General features: G+C 65.4%; 30 protein-coding genes. 23 read left to right on the top strand and 7 right to left on the bottom strand.

The features are described 5' to 3' along the window. Positions 1–31 precede the first annotated feature (31 nt). The 4 genes from FG91_RS00845 (at position 32) to FG91_RS00860 (ending at position 3,369) form a co-directional block, all read left to right on the top strand. The gene (locus FG91_RS00845) at positions 32–637 is read left to right on the top strand and encodes a fasciclin domain-containing protein (protein WP_037510625.1); all 606 of its coding nucleotides are present in this window, start codon (positions 32–34) and stop codon (positions 635–637) included. Between the two features lie 165 nt (positions 638–802). Further along, positions 803–1,084, top strand: a complete 282-nt coding sequence (locus FG91_RS00850; RefSeq protein WP_037510628.1) for a proton-translocating transhydrogenase family protein — start codon at positions 803–805, stop codon at positions 1,082–1,084. 1 nt (position 1,085) lies between these two features. Further along, positions 1,086–2,570, top strand: coding sequence for an NAD(P)(+) transhydrogenase (Re/Si-specific) subunit beta (locus FG91_RS00855; RefSeq protein WP_052187180.1), 1,485 nt, complete (start codon positions 1,086–1,088; stop codon positions 2,568–2,570). A 103-nt stretch (positions 2,571–2,673) separates the two neighbouring features. Continuing rightward, positions 2,674–3,369 carry an aspartate/glutamate racemase family protein gene (locus FG91_RS00860; RefSeq protein ID WP_037510631.1) on the top strand — a complete coding sequence of 232 codons (696 nt, stop codon included), beginning with the start codon at positions 2,674–2,676 and terminating at the stop codon, positions 3,367–3,369. A gap of 128 nt (positions 3,370–3,497) precedes the next feature. Here FG91_RS00860 and FG91_RS00865 read toward each other — a convergent pair whose 3' ends face one another. After that, positions 3,498–3,893, bottom strand: a complete 396-nt coding sequence (locus FG91_RS00865) for a DUF2147 domain-containing protein (RefSeq protein ID WP_052187181.1) — start codon at positions 3,891–3,893, stop codon at positions 3,498–3,500. A gap of 115 nt (positions 3,894–4,008) precedes the next feature. On the opposite strand from FG91_RS00865, the gene FG91_RS00875 reads away from it, so the two are divergent. The 8 genes from FG91_RS00875 to FG91_RS00910 all read left to right on the top strand — a co-directional run bounded on the left by FG91_RS00875 (position 4,009) and on the right by FG91_RS00910 (position 11,635). Then, the gene (locus tag FG91_RS00875) at positions 4,009–5,223 is read left to right on the top strand and encodes a parallel beta-helix domain-containing protein (RefSeq protein ID WP_052187182.1); all 1,215 of its coding nucleotides are present in this window, start codon (positions 4,009–4,011) and stop codon (positions 5,221–5,223) included. Then, on the top strand, positions 5,220–6,248 hold the full coding sequence (locus FG91_RS00880; RefSeq protein WP_037510638.1) for an SO2930 family diheme c-type cytochrome: 1,029 nt from the start codon (positions 5,220–5,222) through the stop codon (positions 6,246–6,248). Before FG91_RS00875 ends, FG91_RS00880 begins: the two co-directional genes overlap by 4 nt. A gap of 8 nt (positions 6,249–6,256) precedes the next feature. Continuing rightward, positions 6,257–6,889 carry a maleylacetoacetate isomerase gene (gene maiA, locus FG91_RS00885; RefSeq protein ID WP_037510641.1) on the top strand — a complete coding sequence of 211 codons (633 nt, stop codon included), beginning with the start codon at positions 6,257–6,259 and terminating at the stop codon, positions 6,887–6,889. Further along, on the top strand, positions 6,886–8,952 hold the full coding sequence (locus tag FG91_RS00890) for a TonB-dependent receptor (protein WP_037510643.1): 2,067 nt from the start codon (positions 6,886–6,888) through the stop codon (positions 8,950–8,952). The genes maiA and FG91_RS00890 overlap by 4 nt, the downstream gene beginning before the upstream one ends. An 89-nt stretch (positions 8,953–9,041) precedes the next feature. After that, a complete protein-coding gene (locus tag FG91_RS00895) occupies positions 9,042–9,488 on the top strand; it encodes a MarR family winged helix-turn-helix transcriptional regulator (protein WP_037510645.1) in 447 nt (148 codons plus the stop codon). Then, positions 9,481–9,762, top strand: coding sequence for an HPr-rel-A system PqqD family peptide chaperone (locus FG91_RS00900; protein WP_037510646.1), 282 nt, complete (start codon positions 9,481–9,483; stop codon positions 9,760–9,762). The genes FG91_RS00895 and FG91_RS00900 overlap by 8 nt, the downstream gene beginning before the upstream one ends. Further along, complete coding sequence (locus tag FG91_RS00905; RefSeq protein WP_037510648.1) at positions 9,759–10,625, top strand: HprK-related kinase A; 867 nt, start codon at positions 9,759–9,761, stop codon at positions 10,623–10,625. The genes FG91_RS00900 and FG91_RS00905 overlap by 4 nt, the downstream gene beginning before the upstream one ends. After that, entirely contained in the window at positions 10,622–11,635 is a 1,014-nt protein-coding gene (locus tag FG91_RS00910; RefSeq protein WP_081940347.1) for a nucleotidyltransferase domain-containing protein, read from the top strand. Before FG91_RS00905 ends, FG91_RS00910 begins: the two co-directional genes overlap by 4 nt. Here FG91_RS00910 and FG91_RS00915 read toward each other — a convergent pair. Beyond that, on the bottom strand, positions 11,632–12,294 hold the full coding sequence (locus FG91_RS00915) for an HAD-IA family hydrolase (RefSeq protein ID WP_037510651.1): 663 nt from the start codon (positions 12,292–12,294) through the stop codon (positions 11,632–11,634). The genes FG91_RS00910 and FG91_RS00915 overlap by 4 nt on opposite strands. Before the next feature lie 59 nt (positions 12,295–12,353). On the opposite strand from FG91_RS00915, the gene glmU reads away from it, so the two are divergent. Genes glmU through glmS form a run of 7 tightly spaced genes read left to right on the top strand, consistent with a single transcriptional unit; the run spans position 12,354 to position 17,645 of the window. After that, positions 12,354–13,706 carry a bifunctional N-acetylglucosamine-1-phosphate uridyltransferase/glucosamine-1-phosphate acetyltransferase gene (gene glmU / locus FG91_RS00920; RefSeq protein ID WP_443027722.1) on the top strand — a complete coding sequence of 451 codons (1,353 nt, stop codon included), beginning with the start codon at positions 12,354–12,356 and terminating at the stop codon, positions 13,704–13,706. A gap of 4 nt (positions 13,707–13,710) precedes the next feature. Next, entirely contained in the window at positions 13,711–14,250 is a 540-nt protein-coding gene (locus tag FG91_RS00925) for a GNAT family N-acetyltransferase (protein ID WP_037510657.1), read from the top strand. Then, entirely contained in the window at positions 14,247–14,561 is a 315-nt protein-coding gene (locus tag FG91_RS00930) for a hypothetical protein (RefSeq protein WP_037510660.1), read from the top strand. The genes FG91_RS00925 and FG91_RS00930 overlap by 4 nt, the downstream gene beginning before the upstream one ends. Beyond that, the gene (locus tag FG91_RS00935) at positions 14,558–15,022 is read left to right on the top strand and encodes a GNAT family N-acetyltransferase (RefSeq protein ID WP_037510663.1); all 465 of its coding nucleotides are present in this window, start codon (positions 14,558–14,560) and stop codon (positions 15,020–15,022) included. Before FG91_RS00930 ends, FG91_RS00935 begins: the two co-directional genes overlap by 4 nt. 31 nt (positions 15,023–15,053) lie before the next feature. After that, on the top strand, positions 15,054–15,431 hold the full coding sequence (locus tag FG91_RS00940) for a ribbon-helix-helix protein, CopG family (protein ID WP_037510666.1): 378 nt from the start codon (positions 15,054–15,056) through the stop codon (positions 15,429–15,431). Beyond that, positions 15,428–15,805 (top strand): type II toxin-antitoxin system VapC family toxin, encoded by a 378-nt coding sequence (locus FG91_RS00945; RefSeq protein ID WP_037510669.1) that lies wholly within the window; start codon positions 15,428–15,430, stop codon positions 15,803–15,805. Before FG91_RS00940 ends, FG91_RS00945 begins: the two co-directional genes overlap by 4 nt. A 16-nt stretch (positions 15,806–15,821) precedes the next feature. After that, positions 15,822–17,645 (top strand): glutamine--fructose-6-phosphate transaminase (isomerizing), encoded by a 1,824-nt coding sequence (gene glmS / locus FG91_RS00950; RefSeq protein WP_037510672.1) that lies wholly within the window; start codon positions 15,822–15,824, stop codon positions 17,643–17,645. A 12-nt stretch (positions 17,646–17,657) separates the two neighbouring features. On the opposite strand, the gene FG91_RS00955 is transcribed toward glmS, so the two are convergent. Further along, complete coding sequence (locus tag FG91_RS00955) at positions 17,658–17,846, bottom strand: hypothetical protein (RefSeq protein WP_037510676.1); 189 nt, start codon at positions 17,844–17,846, stop codon at positions 17,658–17,660. A 39-nt stretch (positions 17,847–17,885) separates the two neighbouring features. Here FG91_RS00955 and FG91_RS00960 point away from each other — a divergent pair, with 39 nt between their 5' ends. Then, complete coding sequence (locus FG91_RS00960) at positions 17,886–18,599, top strand: HAD family hydrolase (RefSeq protein ID WP_052187183.1); 714 nt, start codon at positions 17,886–17,888, stop codon at positions 18,597–18,599. 200 nt (positions 18,600–18,799) lie between these two features. Further along, complete coding sequence (locus tag FG91_RS00965; protein ID WP_037510678.1) at positions 18,800–19,672, top strand: dienelactone hydrolase family protein; 873 nt, start codon at positions 18,800–18,802, stop codon at positions 19,670–19,672. 5 nt (positions 19,673–19,677) lie between these two features. Here the strand turns inward: FG91_RS00965 and FG91_RS00970 are convergent, their stop codons facing one another. Continuing rightward, entirely contained in the window at positions 19,678–20,253 is a 576-nt protein-coding gene (locus FG91_RS00970) for a winged helix DNA-binding protein (RefSeq protein WP_037510681.1), read from the bottom strand. A 15-nt stretch (positions 20,254–20,268) separates the two neighbouring features. After that, on the bottom strand, positions 20,269–20,736 hold the full coding sequence (locus tag FG91_RS00975) for a DUF411 domain-containing protein (RefSeq protein WP_037510684.1): 468 nt from the start codon (positions 20,734–20,736) through the stop codon (positions 20,269–20,271). 47 nt (positions 20,737–20,783) lie between these two features. Between FG91_RS00975 and FG91_RS00980 the strand changes: the two genes are divergently transcribed. Further along, entirely contained in the window at positions 20,784–21,353 is a 570-nt protein-coding gene (locus FG91_RS00980) for a hypothetical protein (RefSeq protein WP_052187184.1), read from the top strand. Here FG91_RS00980 and FG91_RS00985 read toward each other — a convergent pair. Further along, complete coding sequence (locus tag FG91_RS00985; RefSeq protein WP_037510687.1) at positions 21,338–22,354, bottom strand: aldo/keto reductase; 1,017 nt, start codon at positions 22,352–22,354, stop codon at positions 21,338–21,340. The genes FG91_RS00980 and FG91_RS00985 overlap by 16 nt on opposite strands. A 68-nt stretch (positions 22,355–22,422) precedes the next feature. After that, on the bottom strand, positions 22,423–23,013 hold the full coding sequence (locus tag FG91_RS00990; RefSeq protein ID WP_037510690.1) for a LysE family translocator: 591 nt from the start codon (positions 23,011–23,013) through the stop codon (positions 22,423–22,425). Positions 23,014–23,077: 64 nt separating this feature from the next. Between FG91_RS00990 and FG91_RS00995 the strand changes: the two genes are divergently transcribed. Then, positions 23,078–23,539 (top strand): Lrp/AsnC family transcriptional regulator, encoded by a 462-nt coding sequence (locus FG91_RS00995; protein ID WP_231732643.1) that lies wholly within the window; start codon positions 23,078–23,080, stop codon positions 23,537–23,539. Positions 23,540–23,566 lie beyond the last annotated feature (27 nt).

Here is a 23,566-nt window from a genome sequence, read left to right on the forward strand (position 1 = left end):
CGCTGCGTCCGGCTTTCGAAAGGATAAGGATATGAAAACCCATCTGATCTTGACGGCCGCAGCGGCCGCGCTCGCGCTGTCGGGCTGCGGCGACAAGAAGGAAACGCCGACCGAGACGACGACCGTCGCGGGCGGCGAAACGGCGGTGCCCGCGACGCCCGCCGCCAGCCCGTCGGCGATGATCGCGAGCAGTTCGATCGCCGCGAATCTTGCGGCCTCGCCCGACCACAAATCGCTGGCCGCGGCGGTGACGCAGGCTGGTCTTGTCCAGACGCTGTCGGATGTGGGGCCGTTCACGGTCTTTGCACCGAACGACGCCGCCTTTGTACAGGTGCCGCCGGTGACGCGCGACGGCTGGATGCGCCCGGCGCAGAAGGATGTGCTCGCGGGCGTGCTCAAATATCATGTCGTTCCGGGCAAGCTGGCCGCGGCGGACCTTAGCGCGAAGATCGCCGAAGGCGGCGGCAAGGCCGTGCTCAAGACCGCCGACGGGCAGGATCTGACCGCAACCAAGAGCGGCGACGCCATATTGTTGACCAGCGCCAGCGGCAACAAGGCGACGGTGACGCAGGCCGATGTCGGCCAGGCGAACGGTGTCGTCCATGTCATCGACGCGGTGCTCGTCCCGAAAATGTAAAAAACATCGCCGGCTTGCCCGGCAAAGCGATATTTTATGTCGCAAAGCGCCCGCATTTCTCTTGGCCAGGAATGCGGGCGCTTCTTTTTGGGAGCTTTGGAGTCGACAGATTCGGCGGCGCGCGGCAAGAGGTGCGCGAAACGGAATCAGCAGGGGAGCGAGCCCGTGGATTTTATCGCGATTTTTTCAATTTTCGTACTGGCGTGCTTTGTTGGCTATTTCGTCGTCTGGTCGGTGACACCGGCGCTGCACACGCCGCTGATGAGCGTCACCAACGCCATTTCGTCGGTGATCATCGTCGGCGCGCTGATCGCCAGCGCCGCCGCGGGTTCGGCCTCGTCCAAATGGCTCGGCCTCGCCGCAGTCGTGATGGCGAGCGTCAATATCTTCGGCGGCTTCGCCGTCACCGCGCGCATGCTGGCGATGTACAAGAAGAAGGAGCGCTGAGATGGAGTTTCAGTCGATCCTTTCCGCCGCAGCCGGCGGCCACGGCGCCGTGAATCCCTGGGCGGCGGTCGCCTATCTCGTTTCGGGCATCCTGTTCATTCTCGCGCTGCGCGGGCTGTCGAGCCCGGCGACGGCGCAGGCAGGCAACCGCTTCGGCATGGCGGGCATGCTGATCGCCGTCGTGACCACGCTGCTCACGCATGCGCCGGCCACCGCCGACGGCCTGCTCGATACGGTCGGGCTGGTCGAAATCCTCGTCGCGATCGGCATCGGGGCCGTGATCGGCATCGTGATGGCGCGCAAGATCGCGATGACCGCGATGCCGCAGCTCGTCGCCGCGTTCCACAGCCTCGTCGGTCTTGCCGCGGTCGCGGTGGCGGCGGCGGCCTATCTCAATCCGCAAGCGTTCGGCATCGCCGATGCGGCGGGCGAGATCTTCACCGTCAGCCGCATCGAAATGGGGCTCGGCATCGCGATCGGCGCGATCACCTTCTCGGGGTCGGTGATCGCCTTCCTCAAACTCAACGGCAATATGTCGGGCGCGCCGATCATGCTGCCCGGACGGCACGTCATCAACCTCGGCACGCTCGCGGCGATCATCGGGCTGGTTGCCTATTTCACCTTCGATCAGTCGCCTTGGGTGTTCTGGACCGTCACCGGCCTTAGCTTCGCCATCGGCTTCCTGCTGATCATCCCGATCGGCGGCGCCGACATGCCGGTCGTCGTGTCGATGCTCAACAGCTATTCGGGCTGGGCCGCGGCGGCGATGGGCTTTACGCTCGGCAACACCGCGATGATCATCACCGGCGCGCTCGTCGGCTCGTCGGGTGCGATCCTGTCGTACATCATGTGCCGCGCGATGAACCGCAGCTTCATCAGCGTGATCGCAGGTGGCTTCGGCGGCGACGATGCGGCAGCGGGCGCGGGCGGTTCGAAGGAACAGCGCCCGTGGAAGCCGGGGAGCGCCGAAGATGCAGCCTTCCTGATGAGCCAGGCCGAGAATGTCATCATCGTCCCCGGATACGGCATGGCGGTCGCGCAGGCGCAGCACGCGCTCCGCGAAATGGGCGACCAGCTGAAGAAGGAAGGCGTCAACGTCAAATATGCGATCCACCCGGTCGCAGGCCGCATGCCCGGCCATATGAACGTGCTGCTCGCCGAGGCGAATGTGCCCTATGACGAGGTGTTCGAGCTTGAGGACATCAACGGCGAGTTCGCGCAGTGCGACGTCGCTTTCGTCATCGGCGCGAACGACGTGACCAACCCGGCGGCGAAGACCGACAAGACCTCGCCGATTTACGGCATGCCCGTGCTCGACGTCGAAAAGGCGAAGACCGTGCTGTTCGTGAAGCGTTCAATGGGCGGGGTCGGCTATGCCGGCGTCGACAACGACGTCTTCTACATGGACCAGACGATGATGCTGCTCGGCGATGCCAAGAAGATGGCCGACGACATCGTCAAGGCGCTGAGCGGCAGCGGGCACTAGACAAGAATCGTCGCCCCTGCGAAGCAGGGGCCGCTATCAAGGTGGCGCAAAGCTGCCAGCGGCCCCTGTCTTCGCAGGGGCGACGTGTTTTTAAAGGGGCAATATGCGCAAAATCGGCCTGATCGGGGGGATGAGCTGGGCGTCGACCGAGCTTTATTACCGCCATCTCAACAAGGGCGTGCAAAAGCGCCTCGGCACCGCCTGTTCGGCGCCGATCCTGATGGAGAGCCTGAACTATTGCGAGCTCTCGCGCATTACGACCCCCGAAGGGTGGGCGCATGCGAAAGAGGTGCTGATCGCATCGGCGCAGCGGCTTGAGGCCGCCGGGGCGACCGCGCTGATGATCGCCGCCAATTCGATGCATAAGGTCGCCGAGGATGTCGCCGCGGCGATCTCGATCCCGATCCTCCACATCGTCGACGAAACCGGCCAGAAGATGAAGGCCGACGGGGTCAAGTCGGCGGCGGTGATCGGCACGCGCAATGTGACGACCGAACCCTGGTTCCGTCAGCGGCTGGTGCGCCACGGGCTGACGCTCGCGCCCTATGACACGAGCCGCGTCGACGAGATCGACCGCATCATTTACGAAGAGCTGATGCTCGGCAAGGCGAACGAAAGTTCGCGCCGCACGATGAAAACCTTCATCACCGATATCGCCAAGCAGGATATCCAGGCGATCGTGCTCGCCTGCACCGAACTGGTGATGCTGGTCGACACCGACGCCAACCTGCTGCCGATCTATGACACCACGCGGATACACGTCGCCGAGGGCGTCAACTGGATTTTGGGCGAAGGTTGATCCTTCTCCCCTCCCGCTTGCGGGAGGGGTTGGGGGTGGGCAGCACCGTTTCAGATGCCCACCCCGCTGCGACTAGCGAGCCAGGCTCGCAAGTCTCGCTGCCCCTCCCGCACGCGGGAGGGGAGGACTCACATCATCTTCGTCCATGTCACCGTGCGACAGAACAGGCTGACGCAGCCCTTCATCGTCATCTTGCCGCCGTTCACGCGCAAATGCGCTTTGTAATATCGGCCGTCCTCGGGGCTATAGCCTTCGCCTTTCCAGCCGTCGCCATGCGGCACGAGATCCCAGTAAATCTGCAGTCCGGTGACCTTGCGGCCGCGCTTCGCCTTGTCGGGATTGCGCTCGTCGAGCTGGCCCCCCGTGGGCTGTTTGATCAGCAGGCGCTCGACACGCCCGCACATCTTGTTGCCGCATGCGGCCATGACGACGACCGCCTTGCCATCGTCCGTTTTCCAGCGCCCGGCAATCGGCGCGGGCGCCGCGGCCATCGACGGCACGGCAATCAAGGCGACAAGCGCCAAACCTAATCTGTGAATCAAAGCGACCTCTCCCCGGTTAGCTACACATATGTCAGCAACATCGCTTGGCATCCGTCAAGTCTTGCACCATGCTCCCCGAAAATAAGGGGAGAGACATATGCGATTCCATGGCCTGCGCCACGCGGCGACGCTCTGCATCGTGGCGGCCTTTGCCGCCAATCCGGCGGCGGCGAAAGTGATCAGCGTCAATGCGACAACGCCCAACGCTAACGAAAAGCTGCAAGAAGCGCTGATCCTCGCGCAGCCGGGCGACACGGTGCAATTGGGCGCGGGCGTGTGGAAGCTGACCGATGGCCTGTCGCTCGACGTCGCGAACGTCACGATACGCGGCGCCGGGGCGGGCGAGGGCGGGTCGATCCTCGACTTTGCGGGGCAGCAGGGCGCGGGCGAGGGGCTGCTCGTCACCTCCGACGATGTCTTCCTGACCCAATTTGCGGTGCTCAACACCAAGGGCGACGGCATCAAGTCGAAGGGCGCCGACCGCATCGTCTATCACAAGCTGCGCGTCGAATGGACCGCGGGGCCGAAGGAAACCAACGGCGCCTACGGCATCTATCCCGTAGAAAGCACCGACGTGCTGATCGACAGCGTCTATGTGCGCGGCGCGTCGGACGCGGGCATCTATGTCGGCCAGTCGAAGAATATCGTCGTCCGCGATTCGATCGCGACCGAGAATGTCGCGGGGATCGAGATCGAGAACAGCTACGACGCCGACGTCCACGACAATATCGCGACGAAGAACACCGGCGGCATCCTGGTGTTCGACCTGCCGAGCCTGCCGATGCAGGGCGGTCACAATGTCCGCGTCTTCGAAAATATCGTGAACGACAACAGCACGCCGAACTTCGCGCCCAAGGGTAATATCGTAGCGAGCGTTCCGACGGGCACCGGCGTGCTGATCATGGCGAACCGCAATGTCGAGATTTTTGGCAATGTGTTCGACCAGAATGGCACCGCGAACGTGATGATCGTCGGTTATCGCTACGAGCATAAGGATCCGAAATATCAGCCGCTGCCCCGCGCGATCGTCGTGCGCGGCAACCAGCATGGCAAGGCGGGTTATGCGCCGAAGTTTGCGGGCGGCGACATGATCGCGGCGGCGATGGGCGGCAGCATTCCGCCGGTGCTGTGGGATGGTGCGGGCGATGCGGTCGTGCTCGACAAGGTCGGCGTGCTGTCGCTGAACCTGCCCGACGTGAAGACGCCGCAGAGCGAGGCGAAGCCGTCGCCCGCCGACCTGTCGAAGGGCACGCCGCCCGCGGCGCTGCCCGTGATCAAGCTGCCCGACGCGATGGAGGCGAAGGTCAAGTGAGACGCGTTTTCGCCGCAGTTGGAGCGGCGCTGCTATGTGCGAGCGGCGGAGCGGCATCGCCGCCGCCCGCGGTCGATCAGGCGGTGGTCGAAAGCGATGCGATGCCGGCAAAGCTGTCGGCGTTCGGGCTGTTCCGCGGCAATGATCCGAAAACACCATCGACCGGCATCGGCTACACGCTGCGCGCGCCGCTGTTCAGCGACTATACCGACAAGCACCGCTTCATCTCGATCCCGGCGGGAAAGAAGGCGAAGGTCGCGGCCGACGGCGTCATCGAATTCCCGGTCGGAACCGTGCTCGTCAAAAGCTTCGGCTGGAGCGACGTCAACGGCGGCCGCCCGGTCGAAACGCGCCTGCTGATCCGCCGCGCCGCCGGCTGGACCGCGCTGCCCTATATCTGGGACGCCGACGGCAAGGATGCGACGCTGGCCTTGGGTGGCCGCCGCGTGCCGGTGACCTTCAAGAGCCCCGACGGCGAGACGCACAGCATCCGCTACGCGGTGCCGAACAAGAACCAGTGCAAGGAATGCCACAGCCTCGGCGGCGAGATTGTGCCGATCGGGCCCAAGCTACGGAACTTCATCCTCGACCCCGCCGCGTCCGAAAAGCTGCGCAGCGTCTATTTCGAGAACCCCGCCGCGCTGAAGCCGACGATGCCGCAGTGGGACGATCCCAAAAGCGGCAGCGTCGCGACGCGCGCGCGCGCCTATCTCGACGTCAATTGCGCGCATTGCCACAACCCGGCTGGCAGCGCGTCGAACAGCGGGCTTTTCCTGCGCTGGACCGACGATCCGGCAGGGGTGAACTACGGGATCGGCAAGCGGCCGACCGCGGCGGGGCGGGGCAGCGGGGGCATGGAGTTCGCCATCGCGCCCGGCGATCCCGCGCATAGTTTCCTGATCTATCGCCTCGAAAGCACCGACCCCGGAATCGCCATGCCCGAAGTCGGGCGCTCGACGGTACACAAGGAAGGCGCGATGCTGCTCAGGCAATGGATTGCGGAGATGCCGAAAGCATCGCATTAGACGACGCCATGACCCAGCTTGTTCTCCACGACTATTTCCGCTCCTCGGCCAGCTTTCGCGTCCGCATCGCGCTGAACCTGAAAGGGCTCGATTATGAGCGCGTCGAGATCAGCCTGATCGCGGGCGAGCAGCGCAGCGACGCCTATCTCGAACTCAACGCGCAGGGCTTCGTCCCGATGCTCGTCGTCGATGGCGAGCCGATCATCCAGAGCATGGCGATCATCGACTGGCTCGATCGTGCTTTTCCCGAACCGCGGCTGATCCCCGAAGAGGCGATGCCGCGCGCGGTGGCGCTGGCACGCGCGCAGGTGATCGCGAGCGACATCCACCCGCTCAACAATCTGCGCGTACTCAAATATCTGAAGCGCGACTTGGGGCTGAACGAACAGACCAAGGACCGCTGGATCGCGACATGGATCACGCAGGGGTTCGAGGCGCTCGAGGCGATGGCGGGCGACGGGCGCTATCTCGGCGGCGACACGCCGGGGATCGCCGACTGCTGCCTCGTCCCGCAAATCTATAATGCGCGCCGCTTCGAGGTGCCGCTCGATGCCTTCCCGCGGCTGATCGAAATCGACGCGGCGTGCATGCAACTCGACGCGTTTCAGAAGGCGCACCCCGACGCGGTCAAGCCGGCGTGATTCGTCTCCTGGCGGGTGTGGCCGCGCTGATGTTGCCGGTGGCGGCGATGGCGCAGGAACAAGCAACGGCACCCGACGAAGGTGTGGACGACGGCTTTTGCTATCTTCCTGCCCTGTCGCCGCGTCCCAAAGACCAGATTGTCGTGACGGCCGGCGGGCTGCTGCGTCCGGTCGATAGTGACCTTGTCGGATCGCGTAACCTGATCGCGGACGTCGCGCCGGGGCTTGGTAATCGAGTCGAAAGCCGCCTCCGGGATGAAGCCGGCATCGTCCAGTTCCGCCGTTCGGACGGGCGCTCGGCGCACCCGACGAGCCAGGGCATCACGTTGCGCGGCCTTGGCGGAAACGCGTCGGCGCGCGCGCTGATCACGCTCGACGGCGTGCCGCAGGCCGACCCCTTTGGCGGCTGGGTCGCGTGGAGCGCTTATGATGCGATCAACCTCGGCGGCATCATCGTCGCGCGCGGCGGCGGCAGCGGGGTCGATGGTCCAGGCGCACTCGCTGGTACGGTTGGTCTCTATTCGGAAATGACCGACGGCGTCGAAGCGAGCCTCGCCTACGGCAGCCGCGACAGCTGGGATGCTTCGGCGTCGGTTGGCGGCGAAGTTGGTAACGGGCACATCGCGGTCGACGGCCGTTACAGCCGCGGCGATGGCTTCGCGCCGGTTGCGAAGGGGCAACGCGGCTCGGTCGATCGCGCCGCGCCCTATGAACAGGGCGGACTTGGCCTGCGTCTTCGTTTCGACGCCGGTGACGACAGCCGGATCGAGGCCGCGCTGCGCGGCTTTTCGGACCGGCGCGACCGCGGGACCGATTTCACGGCCAGCAAGGTCGACGGGATCGACGCCAGCCTGCGCTTCGTCCACGATCCCTTTGGCGAGACGCAATGGCTCGCGCTCGGTTATGTTCAGCTCCGCGATTTCGAGAGCGGCTTCGCGAGCGTCGCGGCCGGGCGGAACAGTATCGCCCCCGCATTGTTCCAGCGCGTGCCCGCCACCGGCCTCGGCGCGCGCTTCGAGTTGCGCCCGGCGATCGACGAGGCCAATCCGCTGCGGGTTGGCGCCGACTGGCGGCGCACGACGGGGCGAACCGAGGAGGATTTCTTCTTCAGCGGTATGGTCCCCGGCCGCCACCGCATCGCGGGCGGTAGCAGCGATACCGTCGGCGCCTTTGCCGAATGGACATCGGGCGACGCCAATGACGGCTTGCTATGGACGCTGAGCGGCCGCATCGATCGCTGGTGGCTGGGTGAGGGCTATCGGCTCGAACGCAACATCGCCGGCCCCGTCATCACCGACCTGCGCTTCGCCGCGCGGCAGGGCTGGGAAGGCAGCGGCCGCGCCGGCGTGCGCTGGACATCAAACGCTTTCGCGCTGCGCGCCGCCGCCTATCGCGGCTGGCGCCTGCCGACACTCAACGAGCTTTATCGCCCGTTCCGTGTCGGTGCCGAGGTGACGACCGCGAATGCCGCGCTGAAACCCGAACGCCTGTGGGGCGGCGAGGTTGGCGCCGATTGGGACAATGGCGACACCAAGCTGTCGGCGACGCTGTTCATGAACCATCTGACAAACGCGATCGCCAATGTGACGCTCGCGCCGAACCTCAACCAGCGGCAGAATCTCGACGCGATTGACAGCAAGGGCGTCGAAGTCAGCGCCGAGCAGCGGATCGGTCCGGCAACGCTGCGAGCGACCTATGCCTTCACCGATGCAAAGGTCGACGCCTCGGGCGCGGCGCTGGCGCTCGACGGCCGCCGCCCGGCACAAATCGCCAAGCATGGCGGCAGCGTCTCGCTCCGCAGCAACGCGAGCGGCCCGTTCGGCGGCTTTGCGACGTTGCGTTACATCGGCAAGCAGAATGAGGATGACGTCGGGCTGCTCGCCCTCGACGACGCGCTGACGCTCGACGCCGGGCTGTCGTGGCGCTTTTCGGACGCGGTCAGCATCGAGGCGCGCGGCGAGAATCTCTTCGACGAACTGGTGCCCGCCGCGATCTCGTCGTCGGGCATCGTCGAACGCGCGACCCCGCGGACCTTATGGGTCGGCGCGCGCGTGTCTTTCTGACTTTCGCGTCATTCCGCCCTTCACAGGGTGGAAACAGGCGATAGGATGGGCGCGCCGGGATTTTTTGAGCGTGTGGGGGTGACCAATTCATGGCCGCGAAGAAGCTGAATCTCGATAATTTCCTGCCCTATCGCCTGTCCATCGCCTCCAACGCCCTGTCGAGCCGGATCGCCGCCGAATATGAGAATCGCTTTGGGCTGAAGATCCCCGAATGGCGGTTGATGGCCGTGCTCGGTGAGGGGCAGCCGAAGACGCAGCGCGAGCTGGTTGAGGCGACGCGCATGGACAAGGTGACGGTGAACCGCGCGGCCAAGGCACTCGCCGACCGCCAGCTGATCGCGCGCCAGGCGCACGAGGCCGACGGGCGTTCGCACCATCTCGAACTCACCGAGACGGGCCGTTCACTCTATAACGCGATCGTCCCCGCGGCGCTGGCCAGCGAGGCGCAACTCGAATCGAACATCAGCGCCAGCGAACGCGCGACGCTGATGGCCATCCTTGCGAAACTGACCGCCGCCGCCGAAGATTATGGCTGATCGCACCTATCGCGCCGCACCGGCCGATGCATTGCGCGTCGAGCCGCTGGGCGAGCTGACCGCGATTTTCGACCGGCGGTCGATGCAAACGCATCTCGTCGTATCGCCGATGCCCGAGATATTGGGCGCGATGGGCGCCGATGCCTGCAATGCCGCCGATCTCGCCACGCGCCTCGCCGCCGCGTTCGATCTCGACGGCGACGATGATGTACAGCCGATCCTTGCCGAGCGGCTCGGCGAGCTCGCCGCAATGGGGCTGGTGGAGCGCGCGTGAGGCATAGGCTGCGCATTGCCGTCGGCCCGGTGCAGTTCCGGATTGGCAGCGACTGGGCCGAGCCGGTCGCGGCGCTTGCGCGGCTGTACGCCGGCTATCCGCAGGACGATGCGCGCCCCGCCGAGGCGACGGTGCGCCTGTTCGCGGCGCGGCCGTGGCGGCGCTGGCTGCGGCCGTCAGTGCATATCGGCGGCGATTTCGTCGTGCCTGACGCGCTGCCGCTGCCGCTCTCGATGGGGCTGCTCGCCGCCGAGATGGGGATGAATTTGCAGGTCGCGCTCGGCTGGCGGCGGCACATGTTGCTGCATGCGAGCGCGGTCGCGAAGAATGGCCGCGCGCTGATCATGTCGGGTGAATCGGGGTCGGGTAAATCGACGCTCGCCGCTCTGCTCGGCGAAGGCGATTGGCGGCTGATGGGCGACGAGTTCACGCTGATCGATCCCGCCGGCGGTGACGCCTTCGCGTTCCCGCGCGCGGTCAGCCTGAAGAATGAGGCGATCGCCGAGATCGCCGCCCGCGTCGACCCGTCGCGGCTCGGTCCATTGCTCGCCGCAACGCCGAAGGGCGATATTCGTCACCTGATCCCACGTACCGATGCGGTCGCGGCGATGCACGAGCCCGCGCACCCCGCGCTGCTGCTGTTCCCGCGCTTCGGCGGGGAAACCGCGATCGAACCGATGGGCGAGGGCGAGGCTTTTGTTCGGCTGACCGAGGCGTCGACCAACTATGTCGCGCTCGGCGAGGCGGGTTTCGCCGCACTGACGCGGCTCGTTCGCGAAACCCCGGCCTTCGGCATTTCCTATCCCGACAGCGCCGCCGGTATGGCACTGGTCGAGCAGCTCTGGGCGGAAGCGGCGAAGTGAGCGCGGTGCGAACCTTCGTCGACCTGCTCGGCGGCCGCCGCGACCCCGCCGCGCTGGCTCCGCGCGACTGGGACGGCGTGATCGGGGTCGCGCGCAGCGAGGCGATGCTCGCGACGCTCGCGCACCGCCTCGCCGAGGCGGACCTGCCGCCGGCGGTCGCCGCGCTCTTCGCCGACCAGCGCGCCGCCGCCAAGGTCGCGCAGCGCCAAGCTTTGTGGGAGGCCGAGATGGCGCGGCGCGCGCTCGCGCCCGCGGGGATCGAATTCGTGTTGCTGAAGGGCGCGGCCTATGCCGCCGCCGATATGTCGTGCGCCGCGGGACGCCAGATCGGCGACCTCGACATATTGGTCCTCGCGCACGACATCCGCCGCACCGAAAATCTGCTGCTCAAGGCGGGTTGGGAATGGGTGAAGTCCGACCCCTATGACGACGCCTATTACCGCCAGCATATGCACGAGCTGCCGCCGATGATCCACAAGGCGCGCGACCGGATGATCGACGTCCACCACACCATCCTGCCGCGCACCCACCGGATCACGCCCGACGCGCTGGCGCTGGTCGGCGATGCGGTGACGAGCAGCGCGGGTTTCGCGGTGCTGAACCCTGCCGACATGGCGTGCCACTGCGCCGCGCATATGCTCGCCGACGGCGATTTGCAGGGGGGGCTGCGCAATCTGTGGGATTTCCACACGATGACGCGCGATTTCGCCGCCGCCGATCCGGGCTATTGGGGGCAGCTGGACGGGCGGGCGGCGCTGCACGGGTTGCAGGGCGCAGTTCACCGCGCCGCACGGCTATCGCGCGATCTTTATGGGACGGCGCTGCCGAGCGGGTGGGATCGGCAGGAGCCGTCCGATGTCTGGTTCCGCCGCCGCCTCTTCGCGCGTGACGATTGGGGGCGGGTGACGGAACCGCTGCTCGAACAGGCTTTCTACATCCGCTCGCACTGGCTGCGCATGCCGCCGGCGATGCTTGCGAAGCATCTCTGGACGAAGTGGCGGAAGCGCTAAAGCGTTTCGAGCAGCGGCACCAATTCGTCAAAATGATCGATCACATGATCTGCCCCGAGTTCGTCGGCGGGCCGGTCGAGGAAGCCGAAGCTGACCGCGATGCTGGGCACGCTCGCATTCCTCGCCGCCATCACATCGTAAATGCTGTCGCCGACGAAGGCCGCGCGCCCGCCGCCGCATCGCTGGATCATGGCATGGATCGGTTCGGGCGACGGCTTGCGGACACCCAGCGTGTCGCCGCCGATGATCGTCGCCATCCGATCGGCAAGATCATATTCGCCGAGCAGGAGGCGCGCCAGATGCTCGGCCTTGTTGGTGACGACCGCGGTGCGCACGCCCAGCGCGTCGAGCCGGTCGAGCGCGGCGATCACACCCGGAAAGGGGCGGCTGTGGACCGCGATATGCGCTTCGTAGAAATCGAGCAATTCGGGATAGAGCCGCTCGACCGCGCCATCGGGTACGCCGCCCGACGCGCGCAACCCTTCCTCCAGCATATGCTTCGCGCCGCGCCCGATCATCGGCCGCACCGCGTCCTCGGCCAGCGGGGCGCGGTCCATCAGCGCCAGCGTATGATTGACCGCCGCCGCGAGGTCGCCGAGCGTATCGAGAAGCGTGCCGTCGAGGTCGAAGCCGACGATCGCGAAAGGAAATCCGTTCATCGGCACCGCATGGCGCGATGCTCTGGAAACCGCAATGATTTGCTGGCATGGCAGCGCGCATGAGCAACAAGATCGCCGCTATCGTCCTTGCCGCGGGCAAGGGCACCCGCATGAAGTCCGACTTGCACAAGGTGCTCCACCCGATCGCGGGCCGGCCGATGCTGCTGCACCTGATGGCGAGCGTCGACGAACTCGGCCCCGCGAAGAAGGTCGTGGTCGTCGGCGACAAGGCCGACCAGCTCGAAGCCGCGCTGGCGGGCAGCGCGGAGCTTGCGGTGCAGGACCCGCAACTCGGCACCGGGCACGCGGTGCGGCAGGGCGAGGCGGCGCTGGCCGGTTTCGACGGCGATGTGCTGATCCTCTACGGCGATGTGCCCTTCGTCCCCGCGGCGACGATGCGCGCGATGATCGACCGGCTTAACGCGGCCGATGCGCCCGCCGTCGTCGTGCTCGCGTTCGAGCCGGCCGATGCGTTGCAATATGGCCGCGTGATCACCGAAGGCGACCGCGTTGTGAAAATGGTCGAGCATAAGGACGCGTCCGACGCCGAGCGCGCGGTAAAGCTGTGCAATTCGGGGCTGATGGCGGCGAAGTCGGCCGACCTCTTCGCGCTGCTCGCGCGCGTCACCGACGATAATGCCGCGAAGGAATATTATCTCGTCGACATCGTCAATATCGCGAACGCCGACGGGCGGTCCTGCGCGGTCGTGAAGACCGATCCGGCCGATGTCGCCGGGATCAACAGCCGCGCCGAACTCGCGACGGCCGAGGCGCAATGGCAGGCGTTCAAGCGCGAGGAAACGATGGCGGAGGGCGCGTCGCTTCGCGCTCCCGACACCGTCTGGTTTTCATGGGATACCGAACTGGGCCGCGACGTGACGATCGAGCCCAATGTCTTCTTCGGCCCCGGCGTGAAGATCGCGGACAATGTGAAGATCCGCGCGAACTGCCATATCGAGGGGGCCATAGTCGGCGCTGGCTGCGAAGTCGGTCCGTTCGCGCGGCTGCGCCCCGGCACGGTTCTTGGCGAAAAGGCTAAGATCGGCAATTTTGTCGAGACGAAGAAAGCCGTGCTCGGCAACGGCGCGAAGGCGAACCACCTCACTTATCTGGGCGACGTCACTGTGGGCGCCGGCGCAAACATCGGCGCGGGCACGATCACCTGCAATTATGACGGCTATTTCAAATATAAGACCGAGATCGGCGAGAACGCTTTCATCGGATCGAACAGCGCGCTGATCGCGCCGGTCAGGATCGGCCGCGACGCGATAGTTGCCGCGGGCAGCGCCGTGACGCTTGACGTCGCCGACGGCGAGCTTCGCCTCGTTCGCGCCGAGCAGCTGGTCAAGCCCGGCTGGGCCGACCGTTTCCACGATGCGATGCGCAAGAAAAAAGCGGCGGAAAAGAAATAGCCCGATGCCCGCGCCGACGCTGACGACCGCGCGCCTCGTGCTGCGCCAGCTGCGCGACGACGATGCCGCCGCGCTGTTTCCGGTGCTGTCCGATCCCGAGGTGATGACATGGTGGTCGAGCGGGCCGCACGCATCACCCGCCGAGACCGAGGCATATGTCAAAGGCAATGCCGCCGAAGGGCAGGGCTTTCTTTGCTGGGCGATCACCGCGGGCGATGACGCGGCGCTCGGCTGGGTGATCCTGATCGACGGCAAGCCCGACGTGAAAGAGATCGGCTATATCCTGCGCCGCGACCGCTGGGGCGGCGGCATCGCGCGCGAGGCGGTGACGCGGGTGATCGACCATGGCTTCGGCGAGATGGGGCTGCGCCGGATCTTTGCCGACACCGACCCCGAAAACCCCGGTTCGATCGGGCTGCTCGAACGGCTGGGATTTCAGCGCGAGGGACGGCTGCGCAGCGAGTGGGAAACGCATATCGGCGTGCGTGATTCGCTGATCTATGGCCTGCTCCGCGACGAATGGATGATGGAGAAGACGCAATGAGTGACCGCTATACCGACAAGCCCTTCCTGCGCTTTGTCGACGCCTGGGTGCTGAAGGCGATCGGGCATCTCGACGCGGCGACCGAGACTTATTGCAAGGCGATGGTGCCGCAGCTCGAGCAGAGCTTTGGTGTCAAGGGAAGCTGGGAGCAGATCGTCGAGCAGCAGATGAAGTTCGGCCCCGAACTGAAGGCACAGATCCTGAAAATCTGGACCGACGGCAAGGCGCGCTTCGCCGCGGGCAATGGCGAGGCGCCCGACCCGGTGCAGTTCGCGATGATCTTCGTCGACCGGAATTTCGGGCGGACATGAGCGGCCTGATCGTCCGTCCGGCGGCGCGCGCCGACTATGATCGCTGGCTGCCTTTATGGGACGGCTATAACGCATTTTACGGCCGTAGCGGCGATACGGCGCTGGCGCCGGAAATCACGACTGCGACGTGGGAGCGCTTCTTCGACCCCTATGAGCCGATGTTCGCGCTGGTCGCCGAACAGGACGGCGCGCTTCTCGGCCTCACCCATTATCTCCTGCATCGCAGCACCACCTCGCTGCTGCCGTCGCTTTATCTGCAGGACCTGTTCACCACCGCCGAAGCGCGCGGAAAGGGCGTCGGCCGCGCGCTGATCGAGGCGGTCTATGACGCCGCAAAGGAGCGTTCGCTGCCGCGCGTCTATTGGCTGACGCATGAAACGAACGAGACGGCGATGATGCTCTATGATCGCATCGCGGAAAAATCCGGTTTCCTCGTCTATCGAAAGCAGTTGCTGGCTTGATTTGATATCGTGATATGATATCAGTATATCAATGACTCGCATTCTTGCAGATTTGCCCGACGAGGATATCCGCTGGCTCGACCAACTCGCGGTCGAGCAAGGCAAGTCGCGGGCGGCGGTGCTCCGTGACGCCGTCACCGCCTATCGGCCGCATGCGCCTCACGATTGGATAGAAAAGGGCTTCGGTGCGTGGCAATCACGCGACGATATCGGCGACGCGGTTGATTGGCAGCGGCGCGAACGCGCGGCGTCAACGCGGCCTTGGGATGCCGATTATGAGGCGACGCGCGCCGAGTTTCCCGACCTGTTCGATGCCAATGACGATCGGGAGCATGAGGCGCACAAAGCTTGGCTTGCAGAGCAGGGCGGCAAGCTTGATAAGCCGAAGAAAAAGCGCCAGAAAAAGTGAGCGGCTTTGCTTTTGACACCAATATTCTGATCGACTTGCTGCGCGGATTCCCGCAGGCGCGAACGGAAATCGAGCGCGCTGCAGGGCGAGGCCGTGTCTGGATCAGCCGGACCGTCTGGCTCGAAATCATGTCGAAAGGCGAGGGTGAGGGGCTCCGGCGCGCGCAGGCTCTTTTGTCGGGTTTCGGGATCGACGAGCTCGACGAGGAAATTGCCGATCGCGCAGCGGCGCTCCGCCGTGAACGACCGGGATTGAAATCACCGGATGCGATCATACTTGCCACCGCGCTCACCCGCGGTCGCGTTCTCGTGACGCGGAATGTAAAGGATTTTCCGGCGGCCATGCCGGGGATTCGCGTGCCTTACACGCTTTGAACGAAGGTAAGAAAACATGTGCGGAATTATCGGAATCATCGGCACGGCCCAGGTGGCGGACCGCCTGGTCGACGGGCTGAAGCGCATGGAATATCGCGGCTATGACTCGGCGGGCGTGTGCACGGTCGAGGGCGGCCAGCTGATCCGCCGCCGCGCCGAGGGCAAGCTCGGCAATCTCGTCAAGGAACTCGCCGGCAACCCCGCGCCGGGCACCGTCGGCATCGCGCACACGCGCTGGGCGACGCACGGCGCGCCTACAACGAGCAACGCGCACCCGCACGCGACGGGCGAAGTCGCGCTCGTCCACAACGGTATCATCGAGAATTTCAAGCCGCTGCGCGAAGCCTTGCAGGCGCGCGGCCGCAAGTTCGAAAGCGAGACCGACACCGAAGTCGTCGCGCACCTCGTCAGCGAGCAGGTCGAAGCGGGCAAGTCGCCGCAGGACGCGGTGAAGGCGGTGCTCCCGCAGCTCCGCGGCGCCTTCGCGCTCGCGATTGCCTTCCGCCAGCATCCGGACCTCCTCATCGGCGCACGCCTCGGCTCGCCGCTCGTCGTCGGCTATGGCGAGGGCGAAACCTATCTTGGCTCGGACGCGCTCGCGCTCGCGCCGCTGACGCAGAAGATCGCCTATCTCGACGAGGGCGACTGGGTCGTCATCACCCGCGACGGCGCGCAAATCTTCGACGCGGAAAACAATCCCGTAACGCGCGAAATCACCACCTCGGGCGTCACCGCCGCGACAATCGAGAAGGGCAATTACCGCCACTTCATGCAGAAGGAGATTTTCGAGCAGCCGACGGTGGTCGCGCAGACGCTCTCCTCCTACATCCGCCCGCTCGAACAGACCGTCGCGCTGCCGCAGATGGATTTCGACCTGTCGACGGTCGAGCGCATCACCATCGTCGCGTGCGGCACCAGCTTCTACGCCGGGATGGTTGCGAAATATTGGTTCGAAACCTTCGCGCGCGTCCCCGTCGACATCGATGTCGCGTCTGAGTTCCGCTACCGCGACCCGGTGCTCCAGCCCGGCGGGCTAGCGCTCTTCATCTCGCAGTCGGGCGAGACCGCCGACACGCTCGCGGCGCTCCGCCATTGCAAGGCGAACGGACAGACGATTGCGGTCGTCGTCAACGTGCCGACGAGCAGCATGGCGCGCGAGGCCGACCTGCTGCTCCCGACCCACGCCGGCCCCGAAATCGGCGTCGCCTCGACCAAGGCCTTCACCTGCCAGCTTGCGGTGCTCGCCGCGCTCGCCGCGCACCTCGCGCTCAAGAAAGGCAAGCTCAGCGCCGCTGAAGAACGCGAAATCGTCAAGCATCTGATCGAGGCGCCCGCCGCCTTGAACGCCGCGCTCGCGCACGACGAGGAAATCTCGAAGATGGCGCATCTAGTCGCCCCGGCGCGCGACGTCCTCTACCTCGGCCGCGGCCCCGACTATCCGCTCGCGCTCGAAGGCGCGCTCAAGCTCAAGGAAATCTCATACATCCACGCCGAGGGCTACGCCTCGGGCGAGATGAAGCATGGCCCGATCGCACTGATCGACGAAGCGGTCCCGGTGATCGTCCTCGCCCCCAGCGGCCCGCTGTTCGAAAAGACCGTCAGCAACATGCAGGAAGTCATGGCGCGCGGCGGCAAGGTCGTGCTGATTTCGGACGCTGAGGGTCTCGCCGAAGCCGGCGACGGCTGCATGGCGACGATCGAGATGCCCAAGGTCCACCCGCTCATCGCACCGCTCGTCTATGCGGTGCCGGTGCAGTTGCTAGCGTATCATGTTGCGGTCGCGAAGGGGACCGACGTCGATCAGCCGCGCAATCTGGCGAAATCGGTTACCGTGGAGTAGGGCGCCCGCCCATCACTCCGCCGCATTCGCCTGCTCCAGAATTGACGCTGCGATTTCGTCGATCTTGCCGACGATCAACAGCGGCGCGCCGCCGACCATGCCGACCTGCGTCTGGCCATTTTCATAGTCGCGAAGCCAGGCGACATTTTCGGCGACGACAAGATAATTGCCGCCGCGCGACTTGAGCGAAATGAATTTCATTGGGGTGTCTCCTGATCCCCGATGCTCTAGGCGGGAAATATGAAGAATATCAGACCGACCCTTCCCGCCGCGATCATCTTCGATTTCGACGGCGTCGTCGCCGACAGCGAGGTGCGCGCCAACCTGTCGCTCGCCGAGAGCCTGACCGCCGCCGGCATGCCCGCGACCTACGACGAGTGCCTGCGCGACTATTATGGCCATAATTGGCAGGAGACCGAACGGCGGATTGTCGCGCGCTATGGCCGCGCGCTGCCCGCCGATTTCCGCGAGACGCACCGCGACCGCGCGCGGGCGCGCTATATGGAGGGCTTCGATGCCGTTCCCGGCGTCGCCGCCTTCCTCGACACGCTCGGTCCGCTCCCGCGCGCGATCGCCTCGTCGAGCCGCGCCGAATATATCGGCTGGGCGCTCGGGTTGTTCGGCCTCGGCCACCATTTCGGCGAACATGTCTACAGCGCCGACGGCTGGGACCGCGGCAAGCCACACCCCGATATCTATCTCGCCGCCGCGAAAGGGCTTGGGGTCGACCCGACGCAGTGCCTCGCGATCGAGGATTCGCCGACCGGCGCGCAGGCGGCGATTGCGGCGGGGATGACCGTCGTTGGCTTTTGCGGCGCGGGGCATATCGTCGACCGCGCGGGACATGGCGCGATGCTGCAAGAGGTTGGCGTGCATCATGTGGCGCTGACGTTCGACGACGTTGCTACCGCTATCTCTCCTTTCGTCATTCCCGCGAAAGCGGGAACCCAGTAGCGGCGGTTCGCTGGGTTCCCGCTTTCGCGGGAATGACAAAAGATAGGGCGATTAACCCGCTCAAAAATCGCTGTCCTACTTTGGGCAGCTGGATTAGCTTCGCGCCCGGTTCGATCCCGATCACGGGACGAAATATGCAATCGCGAGTGAAGTTACGCAGTTTTCCGCGACTTTCCAAAACACCCTTCGAGGAGAGAGATATGTGCACAGAAAACACCGAAGCCGATCTCGACCGCGCGGGATTGCCCGTCGGGCGGCGTAGTTTTGCCGCGCTTGCGGGTGGCGGTGCGCTGATCGCGGCGCTGCCCGCGCGCGCGATCGCGGGCAAGCCGGTGAAGGGCCGCGATGTCGAGATCAAGACCGCCGATGGCACCTGCGACGCCTATTTCGTCGCGCCCGCGAGCGGCAAACATCCCGGCGTGCTCATCTGGCCCGATATTCGCGGGCTGCGTCCCGCCTTTCGCCAGATGGCCGACCGGCTGGCGGGCGAGGGCTATGCCGTGCTCTGCGTCAATCCCTTCTACCGCTGGCAAAAGTCGCCCGTCGTGACCGCGACGAGCGATTTCAACGATCCGGCGATCCGCGAAAAATTGTTCGGTTACCTGAAGCTGCTGACGCGCCCGATCGTCGAGACTGACGCCAAGGCGCATCTGGCTTTCCTTGACGCGCAGAAGGAGGTCGACACCAAGCGCAAGATCGGCACCACCGGCTATTGCATGGGCGGGGCGATGACGATCTATACTGCGGCGCTGAAGCCCGATCGCGTCGGCGCGGCGGGCAGCTTCCATGGCGGCGGCGTCGGCACCGACAAGCCCGACAGTCCGCACCTGCTGATTCCGAAAACCAACGCCGGCTATTTGTTCGCGATCGCCGACAATGACGACAAGGAAACTCCGAACGAAAAGGTGCTGCTGAAGGCGGTTCTCGAACCCCGCAAGCAGTGGCACGAGGTCGAGGTTTACGAAGGCGCGATGCACGGCTGGTGCCCGCCCGACGGCCGTGCCTATAACGAGGCCGCGGCCGAAAAGGCGTGGGCGCGAATGCTGGCGCTGTTCAAGGCCGAACTCGCCTGACGCCGCTAGCGTGGCAGGGCCTCGAGCAGCGCCTTGCCGCGCGGCGACAGCCGATATCCGGTCTCGAGACTTTCGGTCAGGCCCAGCTCCTTGAGCTTGCGGATATTCTGCTTGAGCCACATCTTCTCGACGCTGAGCGATTTTGCGATATCGGCCGCCGCCTGTTTTTCGTGGGCGGCGATATGGTGCAGGACGGGCCGCGTCCATGGACCGGAACCCCGGTCGAGGCGATCGAGCCGCTGCGCGAGCGACGCCACCTCGTCCGCCGAAAGATCGCCGGCCTCGCGGAGCGCGATGCGCGGATCGGGCCGATCGAAGCGGAGGGCGATGCGATAGATGTCGCCGTCGGGTCGCGCGTCGAGTTCGGCGAACAATTCGGCGCGCGACCCGAAACCGGCCGCGCGCGCATCGGCGTCGGTAATCGCGGCCGCCGCACAGGGAGTCACGCTTTCGATCGCCAGTTCGCCGATCGCGGTGCGCAGCCGTCCGCCCGCCTTGACGGTCGGGCGCCGCCACCGCCGAAAGGCGAGCGTGACCTCGCCGGTCCGGATGCGTTCGAGAATGGCGGCGCGGAAGAGCATCGAGCCGCCGCCCGATCAGTGCGCGTGCGCGCCGCCGCTCGCGGCATAGCTCGCATAGACGCGCTGGCCCGCGGGGCCGAAGGTCATGACCTTATAGGCTTCGCGGTGATTGCCATGCTCCATGCCGGGCGAACCCGTCGGCATGCCGGCGACCGCGAGGCCCTTCACGCCTTTCGGCTTCTCACGGAGCAGGCGGCTGATTTCCTTCGCGGGCACATGGCCTTCGATCACATAACCGCCGACGAGCACGGTGTGGCAGCTGCGCAGCGCCTGCGGCACGCCCTGCTTGTCCTTCACCGCATTCATGTCGGGCGAATTCACCACGACCGCCTTCTGTCCGAACGAGGCTTTCACCTGCTCAAGCCATTTGAGGCAGCAGCCGCAGCCCGCATCGCGAAACATCGTCGGGTTCGCGGCGTGCGCGGTGCCGATCACGGCGGAAAAAGCAGCGAGGGCGAAAAACGCGCGGCGGGCAGGGAACATCACAAATCCTTTTGGCAGACGGTGCGCCGAACCTATAGGCTGACCCCATGAAAGTCCATTTCATCCGGTCGGGCGAGCGCCGCTACAGCATGCGGATCGAGCGCACCGGTGCGCCGGTGCTGGTGATGGACCCGGCGCCGGGCTTCGATCCCGACCTGCCGCACGACATGGTGCATTTCGTCGTCGAGGCGGCGCTGGGGCTCAAGACCGGCGTGTTCGGCCAGATCGCGGCGGGCGGTGACGCCGGTTCCTTCCATGTCGAAGCGGGTGGGGCTTTGTCGGCAAAGGAGCGCCAGCGCGCGGCACGCAAGCAGGTCGCGAAGGGCGCGAAGCTGATCAAGAGCCAGGGCCGCGAAGGCGAACTGTCCGAAATCGCCGCTTTCCTGTTCGACATCGGCTGGCGGAGCAGCAAGCGCGCCGACAGCCCGGCGCAGCGCGCGGCGCTCGGCGAGGCCGAGCGGACGCGCGCGGGCCTCAGTCCCGACGAGCGCGCGCGGATCGACGCCGCGCGGCCCCGCGTGTTCGAAGCCTTCGAGCGGCTTTCCAAGGCATGGCGCGCGCTGCCGGCCGGCGAGGCGCTGATCCTCGAATGGCCGTCCGTTCAGCCCATCGGGTAGAGGATGTCCTTGCTGACCTTGTACAGCGCCTTCATCAGGTCGTCGGACAGCACCAGTTCCATCGCATCGAGGATCGGATCGACCTGATCATAAGCGCTGACCCCGACGATCGTCGAAGCGACGAAATCATGCTGCTTCGACCAGGCGGTCGCCATCGTCACGGGATGAAGTCCGGCCTCTTTGGCGATCTTGAGATAGCGTTCGGTCGCGGCGAGGGTCTTTTCGTTGACGAAACGCTGGCCCATCGCAGCATGCCGTCCTTCCATGCCGAGATAGCGTGAGAAGCGCGCGCCTTCGGGCCGTGCCCCGCCCTGATATTTGCCCGACAAAACCCCGCCCGCCAGCGGTGAATAGGGGATGAGGCTCACGCCTTCCTGCCGGCATACCTGCGCCAGCTCATCCTCGAAGCGGCGGTTGTTGAGGCTGAAATTATTCTGGATCGTATGATAGCGCGCGCCGCCGAGCCGATCCGACGCCGCGAGCGATTTCATCAGCCCCCAGCTCGTTTCGTTCGAGCATCCGAGGATGCGCACCTTGCCGGCGCGGACGAGTTCGTCGAGCGCGTCCATCATCTCGTCATAGGGCGCGTCATGGTCGGGCCAGTGCGTCTGATAGAGGTCGATATAATCGGTCTGCAGCCGCGTCAGGCTGTCGTCGACCGCCTGCATGATATTCTTGCGGTCGAGCGCGGTCATCCCGTTCCGGCACGGCGACCGGAACCAGACATGGCTCGGTCCCGACACCTTCGTCGCAAGGATGATCGCGTCGCGCGGCTTGGTTTTCATCCAGCGCCCGACGATCTCCTCGGTGCGGCCGACCCATTTGACGTCTGGCGGCACCGGATAGCCTTCGGCGGTGTCGTAGAAATTGATCCCCGCGTCGAAGCAGCGGTCGAGGACGCGGAACGCGGTCGCCTCGTCGGCCTGGCTGCCGAAGGTCATCGTCCCCATGCAGATGTCGGACACATGGATGGCGCTCTTGCCGAGGCGACGACTCTGCATGCTCTTGTTCTCCGGTCAGAAGAGGGGAGCACCGTGCATAGGTTGCGCTTCGCAACCTTGCAATCGGGTCAGATCAGGAGCGCGAGCGATCCGACGAGCAACGCCGCCATCGTCCAGTTGAACCCCTTGAGCCGCGCCGGGCTCGATAGCCAGCTGCGCATCACCTGGCCCATCACCGCCCAGAGGCTGGTCGAGGGCAGGTTGATGATCCCGAACACGACCGCGACGAGCAGCACCGCGCCGAAATTGCGGTCGGGCGCATAAAGCGCGATCGCGGTCAGCGCCATCGACCAGGCCTTGGGGTTCACCCACTGGAACAGCATCGCCTGCACGAAAGTCATCGGCTTGCCGCGCGCGCCGCTTTCGGTGTCGGGCGCGGCAGCGTTGGCGATCTTCCACGCGAGCCAGAGCAGATAAACGACGCTCACCACCTTCAGCACCGTGTTGAGTATCGGGAACAGGTCGAACAGGCCCATCAGCCCGACCCCGACAAGCACGATCATCAAGGTGAAGCCGATACCGACCCCCAGCGCGTGCGGCACGGTGCGGCGCAGCCCAAAATTGGCGCCCGACGCCATCAGCATCATATTGTTCGGTCCCGGCGTGATCGACGAGACGAGCGCGAAGGCGGAGAGCGCGAGGAGGGTGGTCTGGTTCATGCGTGCAACATAATGCGTTTTGATGCGCGATGGATTGCAAAGTTGGCCCGCTGCGAGCTAGATTATGCAATCTATGATCAAGATCGATACTATTGGCCGCAAGATATTGCGTGAGCTATCGCTCGATGGGCGAATCTCGAACCTCGAGCTGGCGGAGCGCGTCGGGCTTTCGCCGTCGGCGTGCCTTCGTCGTGTGCAGGAACTCGAACGCAGCGGCGTGATCAAGGGCTATCGCGCGGTGATCGATCCGGCGAAGCTTGGATTGACCTTCCTTGCCTATGTGACGGTCGGCCTGTCGTCGCACACGAAAAAGTCGCAGGTCGATTTCGAGGCGGCGATGGCGGGCGCGCCCGAAGTCCGCGAATGCCACAACATCACTGGCACGATCGAATATCTGCTGCGCGTCGAGACCGAGGATCTGGCGGCGTACAAGCATTTCCACACCGAAGTGCTCGGCGTGCTGCCGCAGGTGCACTCGATCACCACCTATGTGCTGATGGACTCGCCAAAGGACGAGCGCGCATAGTTTTTCTTCGCCATGCCCGCGAAGCGG

Source organism: Sphingopyxis sp. LC81 (assembly GCF_000756375.1).
In the GTDB taxonomy this organism is placed as follows: domain Bacteria; phylum Pseudomonadota; class Alphaproteobacteria; order Sphingomonadales; family Sphingomonadaceae; genus Sphingopyxis.